Annotated in this window: 7 protein-coding genes and 1 tRNA gene; all 8 read left to right on the top strand. The window is 52.6% G+C overall.

Features of this window, described 5'->3' with window-relative positions:
• Nucleotides 1-114 precede the first annotated feature (114 nt).
• Nucleotides 115-190, top strand: a tRNA-Trp gene (locus V7Z75_RS13990).
• A gap of 17 nt (nucleotides 191-207) precedes the next feature.
• Entirely contained in the window at nucleotides 208-555 is a 348-nt protein-coding gene (gene secE, locus V7Z75_RS13985; protein WP_334109262.1) for a preprotein translocase subunit SecE, read from the top strand.
• A complete protein-coding gene (nusG, locus tag V7Z75_RS13980; protein WP_334109260.1) occupies nucleotides 555-1,097 on the top strand; it encodes a transcription termination/antitermination protein NusG in 543 nt (180 codons plus the stop codon). The genes secE and nusG overlap by 1 nt, the downstream gene beginning before the upstream one ends.
• A gap of 145 nt (nucleotides 1,098-1,242) precedes the next feature.
• On the top strand, nucleotides 1,243-1,674 hold the full coding sequence (gene rplK / locus V7Z75_RS13975) for a 50S ribosomal protein L11 (RefSeq protein ID WP_334109259.1): 432 nt from the start codon (nucleotides 1,243-1,245) through the stop codon (nucleotides 1,672-1,674).
• Nucleotides 1,675-2,367, top strand: coding sequence for a 50S ribosomal protein L1 (gene rplA, locus V7Z75_RS13970; RefSeq protein WP_334109258.1), 693 nt, complete (start codon nucleotides 1,675-1,677; stop codon nucleotides 2,365-2,367).
• 236 nt (nucleotides 2,368-2,603) lie between these two features.
• Nucleotides 2,604-3,128 carry a 50S ribosomal protein L10 gene (gene rplJ, locus V7Z75_RS13965; protein ID WP_025873090.1) on the top strand — a complete coding sequence of 175 codons (525 nt, stop codon included), beginning with the start codon at nucleotides 2,604-2,606 and terminating at the stop codon, nucleotides 3,126-3,128.
• A gap of 32 nt (nucleotides 3,129-3,160) precedes the next feature.
• Nucleotides 3,161-3,544, top strand: a complete 384-nt coding sequence (gene rplL / locus V7Z75_RS13960) for a 50S ribosomal protein L7/L12 (RefSeq protein WP_334109256.1) — start codon at nucleotides 3,161-3,163, stop codon at nucleotides 3,542-3,544.
• Nucleotides 3,545-3,665: 121 nt separating this feature from the next.
• On the top strand, nucleotides 3,666-6,964 hold a 3,299-nt coding region (gene rpoB, locus V7Z75_RS13955; RefSeq protein WP_334109255.1), incomplete at its 3' end, for a DNA-directed RNA polymerase subunit beta.

Raw genomic sequence — 6,964 nt, 5'->3', positions numbered from 1 at the left:
CGTGAAGGCGGCCGTACCGTCGGTGCTGGCGTCGTGGCTAAAATTATTGAGTAAGTGATACCTTGTGATTGCGTCAAGAGATTGGCGCAATCGTCTATGTTGGTAAAGTTTTACAGGCCAGTAGCTCAATTGGCAGAGTATCGGTCTCCAAAACCGAGGGTTGGGGGTTCGAGGCCCTCCTGGCCTGCCATTATTTAAGTGCAAAATATGACCGAAAAGATCAAGCTGGTGATTTCCCTGCTGTTGGTTGCTGCAGGGGTTGCCGGCTTTTATTTGTTGGCAGATCAAGCGCTGGTGGTGCGTATTCTGGCTTTCTTGGCGGGAATTGTATTTGCACTGTTGGTGTTGAAAACGTCTGAAACCGGGCAAGGCGCCTTTGTATTTGCGCGTGAAGCCGTGGTTGAAACCCGTAAGGTCGTCTGGCCTAGCCGTAAGGAAACCATTCAAACCACAGCGGCAGTATTTGGTTTGGTGATTGTTGTGGCTATTTTCCTCTGGGTAGTTGATATGGGCTTCATGTGGGCTGTGAAGCAGCTGATGGGGAGAGGGGCTTAATGAGTAATAATATGCGTTGGTATGCCGTGCAGGCATTTTCGGGTTTTGAAAAGTCTGTCAAAAAAGGGCTGGAAGAGCGTATTGCACGCTCTGATATCGAAGATATGTTCGGCGATATCTTGGTGCCTGTAGAAGAAGTAGTTGAAGTCAAGAACGGCGTTAAAAGCATTACCGAGCGCAAGCTTTATCCCGGCTACGTTCTCGTGCAGATGCAGATGAGCGATCAAAGCTGGCACTTGGTGAAAAGTACTCCAAGAGTAACGGCGTTTATTGGTGGTACTGCCCAGAAGCCGACTCCAATCAAGGACAAGGAAGTTGAAATCATCCTGCAGCGCATGGATGAAAGTAAGAGTAATCCAACGCAAAAGCTTACCTTTGATCGGGGTGAGTCTGTGCGTGTCATTGATGGGCCATTCAAGGATTTCTCTGGCAGTGTTGAAGATATCAACTACGAGAAGAACAAATTGCGTGTGTCCGTCGTCATTTTCGGGCGTGCGACTCCGGTGGAGCTAGACTTCAACCAAGTGGAAAAAGAAGTGTAAGTATTTGAACTGTGTCGTGCCGTTTGGCGCGGCACGGCTTTTTGCACTCTGCTGTTTTGGGTGTGTTAGTGTGATGCGGTGCATCATGTATCTAAACTGGGGAGCTTGCTCAGGCAAGCGCTACTACCCAAATTAGGAGTTAAAGATGGCAAAGAAAGTTATTGGCTATATCAAGCTGCAGATTCCTGCAGGTAAAGCCAACCCAAGTCCTCCTGTTGGTCCTGCACTGGGTCAACGTGGTCTGAATATCATGGAATTCTGCAAGGCGTTCAATGCTGCAACACAAAGCATGGAGCCAGGTTTGCCGATTCCTGTCGTGATTACTGCATTTGCAGACAAGAGCTTCACCTTCGTGATGAAGACTCCTCCTGCCACCATTCTGATCAAAAAGGCTGCGAAAATCGACAAGGGTTCCCCGCGTCCTCATACAGACAAGGTTGGCAAGATCACTCGTGCGCAAGCTGAAGAAATTGCCAAGACCAAGTCTCCTGATTTGACTGCAGCTGATCTGGATGCTGCCGTGCGTACCATTGCTGGTAGCGCACGCAGCATGGGTATTGAAGTGGAGGGTATGTAAATGGCTAAGGTTTCCAAGCGTATTGATGCCTTGCGCGCCAAGGTTGACCGTAACAAGGTATATCCCGTTGCTGACGCGCTGGCGTTGGTGAAAGAGACTGCAACTGCCAAGTTTGATGAATCCGTGGATGCGGTTATCAATCTGGGTATCGATGCGCGTAAGTCTGACCAGTTGGTGCGAGGTGCTCTGGTGCTGCCACACGGTACAGGCAAGACCAAGCGTATTGCTGTATTCGCACAAGGCGCTGCTGCTGAGGCTGCCAAGGCTGCTGGTGCGGATATCGTCGGTTTTGAAGACCTGGCTGAACAAGTCAAGGGAGGCATGCTGGATTTTGATGTTGCGATTGCAACACCAGATGCGATGCGTATCGTTGGTGCGCTGGGCCAGGTGCTCGGTCCGCGTGGTCTGATGCCTAACCCCAAGGTTGGTACAGTGACTCCGGACGTGACTACTGCCGTGAAGAACGCCAAGGCTGGTCAGGTGCAGTACCGTACCGACAAGGGCGGTATCGTGCATTGCACGATCGGTCGCGCTTCTTTCGGTGTTGAAGCGTTACAAGCTAACCTGGCTGCATTGGTGGACGCGCTGAACAAGGCCAAGCCTGCTTCTTCCAAGGGTGTTTACCTGAAGAAGGTCTCCGTTTCCAGCACCATGGGTGCCGGTGTACGCGTAGACCAGTCCAACCTGGCGTAATGAATCAGGCGCCGGCTTGAAGCAGCCGGCGTCGCAAAGAACTTTGGGCCCGTGGCGCAAGCCATGGGGTTATCAAAGACCGTAGGAGCCCAGTCGGGCTTAATGGCGGCAAAACTCTAGCCAAATCCTACGCAGATGGCGTTACCCGGAACAGGATTTTTATTCCTGATGAAAGGTCGCCGTGGGAAGGTGTTTGCGGGAGACTGCAAATGCTTAATTAACGGAAGGAGAAGACCTTGAGTCTTAATCTTGAGCAGAAAAAGGCAGTAGTTGCTGAGGTTAGCGAGCAAGTCGCTCAGGCTCAGGCAATTGTTCTTGCTGAGTATCGTGGCATCGAAGTGGGCGACATGACCAAGTTGCGCGCCGAAGCCAGAAAATCCGGTGTTTACCTGCGTGTTCTGAAGAACACCCTGGTACGTCGCGCTGTCGACGGCACACAGTTTTCTGGGCTGGCGAACGACATGGTGGGCCCGCTGGTATTCGGTATTTCTACCGATCCAGTTGCCGCGGCAAAGGTTCTGAACAATTTTGCCAAAGCCAACGACAAGTTCGTCATCAAGGCTGGCGCTTTGCCGGGCAAGGTACTTGATGCCAAGGGTGTGCAAGCCCTGGCTACCTTGCCAAGCCGTGAAGAGTTGCTGGCTAAGTTGCTCGGCACGATGCAGGCGCCTGTTGCACAGTTTGTACGCACACTCAACGAAGTGCCTACAAAGTTTGCACGCGGTCTTGCAGCTGTGCGCGATCAAAAGCAAGCAGCCTAATCTATATCTTAATTTATCAGGAGTATTAACAAATGGCATTATCCAAAGCAGAAATTCTTGACGCTATTGCGTCCCTGACCGTTCTCGAACTGTCCGAACTGATCAAGGATCTGGAAGAGAAGTTTGGCGTATCCGCAGCTGCTGCAGCTGTTGCAGTAGCTGCTCCAGCCGCTGCTGGCGACGCAGGTTCCGCTGCTGCTGAGAAGACTGAGTTTGACGTAATCCTGGCATCCGCTGGCGACAACAAGGTAAACGTGATCAAGGTTGTTCGCGAACTGACCTCTCTGGGCCTGAAGGAAGCTAAGGACCTGGTTGACGCTGCTCCTAAGGCTGTTAAGGAAGGCGTTTCCAAGGCTGATGCTGAAGCTGCTGCCAAGAAGCTGGAAGAAGCTGGCGCTAAGGCTGAAATCAAGTAATACCGCTGTAAGTATGGTGGATGGGCTGGCAGGAAACTGTCAGCCTTCACCATTTCTAAGAAGTTAGAAGACAGCAGTCCGAGGGGCTGCTGTCTTCTGCCCTCTATCCTCAGGAGATGCTATGAGCTATTCCTTTACCGAAAAGAAACGTCTGCGTAAAAGTTTTGCCCAACGTGAAAGTGTGCAGGAAGTACCTTACCTGCTCGCCATGCAATTGGAATCCTACGCAGCGTTCTTGCAAGCTGATATCAATGTCGACAAGCGTACCGAAGCGGGCTTGCAGGCTGCATTCAGTTCGGTGTTTCCTATCGTCAGCCATTCCGGCAATGCGCGATTGGACTTTGTGAGTTATAACCTTGGTCAAGAGCCGTTCGACGTCAAGGAGTGTCAGCAGCGTGGTCTCACCTATGCTGCGCCTTTGCGTGTCAAGGTTCGTTTGACCATTATGGATAAAGAGGCTTCCAAACCTACCGTCAAGGAGGTGAAGGAGCAGGAAGTCTACATGGGCGAACTGCCGCTCATGACAGAGAATGGTTCTTTTGTGATCAATGGCACCGAGCGTGTCATCGTGTCGCAGTTGCATCGCAGTCCCGGTGTGTTCTTTGAGCATGATCGTGGCAAGACTCACAGCTCGGGTAAGTTGCTGTTTTCCGCACGCATCATCCCTTACCGTGGTTCCTGGCTCGACTTCGAGTTCGACCCCAAGGATTATCTGTATTTCCGTGTTGACCGCCGCCGCAAGATGCCGGTCACCATCCTCCTGAAGGCATTGGGCTATACTCCAGAGCAGATTCTGGCAACATTTTACGATTTTGATACCTTCCATCTGGCGAAGAAGGGTGTGCAGTTCGAGCTGGTGCCCGAGCGCCTGCGCGGTGAAGTCGCCAAGTTCGATATCCTGGACAAGGACGGCAAGGTTATTGTTGCCAAGGACAAGCGCATTACCGTCAAGCATATCCGCGATATGGAAAAGGCTGGTATCAACAAGATCACCGTGCCTGACGAATTCCTGCTGGGTCGTTCGCTGGCTGCCAATATCATTGACAAGTCCACCGGTGAAGTTGTGGCCAATGCCAATGATGAAGTCACTGAAAGTTTGCTGGAGAAGCTGCGCGAAGCAGAAGTGGCGAAGATCAATACGCTGTATGCGAATGATCTCGATCATGGCGACTATATCTCGCAAACATTACGCATTGATGAAATTCCAGATGAGTACAGCGCCCGCGTTGCCATCTACCGTATGATGCGTCCTGGTGAGCCACCTACCGAAGAAGCCGTGCAGGCCTTGTTCGAAGGTTTGTTCTTCAATGAAGAGCGCTATGACCTGTCTTCCGTTGGTCGCATGAAGTTCAACCGCCGTGCCTTCCCTGAAAAAATCGAGGAGCGCACTGCTGCCTGGTTGCGCCGTTTCTATGAGAAGGTCGGCCCGCAAGGCGCCGAAGGTACAGGTACACTGTCCAATGACGATGTCTTGGCCGTCATCGCTGTATTGATCGAACTGCGCAATGGTCGCGGCGAAATTGATGATATCGATCACTTGGGTAATCGTCGTATCCGTTCGGTCGGTGAATTGGCGGAGAACCAGTTCCGCGCTGGTCTGGTGCGCGTCGAGCGTGCCGTGAAGGAGCGACTGTCGCAAGCTGAGTCCGACAATCTGATGCCGCACGATCTGATCAATGCGAAACCGGTATCGAGCGCAATCCGCGAATTCTTTGGCTCTTCGCAACTCTCCCAGTTTATGGATCAGACCAACCCATTGTCCGAGATCACGCACAAGCGTCGTGTCTCTGCTCTTGGCCCAGGTGGTTTGACCCGCGAACGTGCCGGTTTTGAAGTACGTGACGTACATTCCACGCACTATGGCCGTGTTTGCCCGATTGAGACGCCTGAAGGTCCGAACATCGGTCTGATCAACTCGCTGGCGTTGTATTCCCGCACCAACCAATATGGTTTCCTGGAAACACCGTATCGTCGCGTGGATAACAACAAGGTATCAGATACCATTGATTACCTATCCGCGATTGAGGAAAGCCAGTACATGATCGCCCAGGCGAATTCTGAACTGGACAAGAATGGCAAGTTCAAGGAAGAACTGGTTTCCGCGCGTTATCACAACGAATTTACATTGGCCCAACCAGACCGCGTGCAATATATGGACGTGGCGCCAGGCCAGATCGTATCTGTTGCTGCTTCGCTGATTCCATTCCTGGAGCATGATGATGCAAACCGTGCCTTGATGGGTGCCAACATGCAACGTCAGGCTGTGCCATGTCTGCGTGCCGAGAAGGCCGTAGTTGGTACTGGCATTGAGCGTACCGTGGCTGTTGACTCCGGCACTGTAGTGACTGCGCGTCGTGGCGGTGTGGTCGACTATGTCGATTCCAGCCGTATCGTGGTGCGCGTGCATGACGAAGAAGCTGCTGCTGGCGAAGTCGGCGTGGACATTTACAACCTGACCAAGTACACCCGCTCCAACCAGAATACCAATATCAACCAGCGTCCGCTGGTTAATGTTGGTGACGTGCTGGCACGTGGCGATGTGATTGCCGACGGTGCTTCCACCGATATGGGTGAATTGGCGCTGGGCCAGAACATGCTGGTCGCGTTCATGCCATGGAACGGTTATAACTTCGAGGATTCGATCCTGATTTCCGAGCGTGTAGTGGCGGATGACCGCTATACCTCCATCCATATCGAAGAGTTGTCCGTTGTTGCACGCGACACCAAGCTGGGTGCGGAAGAAATCACACGTGATATTTCCAATCTGTCCGAGCGCATGCTGGGTCGTCTGGATGACTCCGGCATCATTTATATCGGCGCTGAAGTCGACGCTGGCGATGTGCTGGTCGGCAAGGTAACGCCTAAGGGTGAAACCCAACTGACTCCGGAAGAGAAGCTGCTGCGCGCGATCTTCGGCGAAAAGGCATCTGATGTAAAGGATACCTCTCTGCGCGTGCCGTCCGGCATGTCCGGCACTGTGATAGACGTACAAGTCTTCACGCGTGAAGGGATTGATCGCGATGCGCGTGCGCAACAGATCATTGATTCGCAATTGGGTGATTACAAGCAAGACCTGGCTGACCAGATGCGTATCGTGGAAGATGATACCTTTGGCCGTATTCGCCGCCTGATCGAGGGCAAGACTGCCACCGGTGGTCCACAAAAGCTCAAGAAGGGCGAAACCATTACTGCTGCCTACCTGGACAGCTTGGCTCGCTACGACTGGTTCGATATCCGTCTGAGCGAGGAAGATGTGGCGCGTCAGCTGGAGCAACTGCGCGACAGCCTTTCCCAGGCGCGTATTGAGTTCGACAACAAGTTCGAAGAGAAGAAGCGCAAGCTGACCCAGGGCGATGAACTGCCTCCAGGCGTGCAGAAGATGGTCAAGGTCTACCTGGCCGTCAAGCGCCGTATCCAGCC

It is taken from the genome of Methylobacillus sp., from assembly GCF_036844465.1.
Taxonomy (GTDB): Bacteria; Pseudomonadota; Gammaproteobacteria; order Burkholderiales; family Methylophilaceae; genus Methylobacillus.
Note: the sequence above shows the minus strand (reverse complement) of the source record. Positions and strands in the feature narration are given on the sequence as shown.

Coding starts and splice junctions, on each gene's coding strand:
- secE (WP_334109262.1), top strand. CDS start 208: ATGACCGAAAAGATCAAGCTGGTGATTTCCCTGCTGTTGGTTGCTGCA.
- nusG (WP_334109260.1), top strand. CDS start 555: ATGAGTAATAATATGCGTTGGTATGCCGTGCAGGCATTTTCGGGTTTT.
- rplK (WP_334109259.1), top strand. CDS start 1,243: ATGGCAAAGAAAGTTATTGGCTATATCAAGCTGCAGATTCCTGCAGGT.
- rplA (WP_334109258.1), top strand. CDS start 1,675: ATGGCTAAGGTTTCCAAGCGTATTGATGCCTTGCGCGCCAAGGTTGAC.
- rplL (WP_334109256.1), top strand. CDS start 3,161: ATGGCATTATCCAAAGCAGAAATTCTTGACGCTATTGCGTCCCTGACC.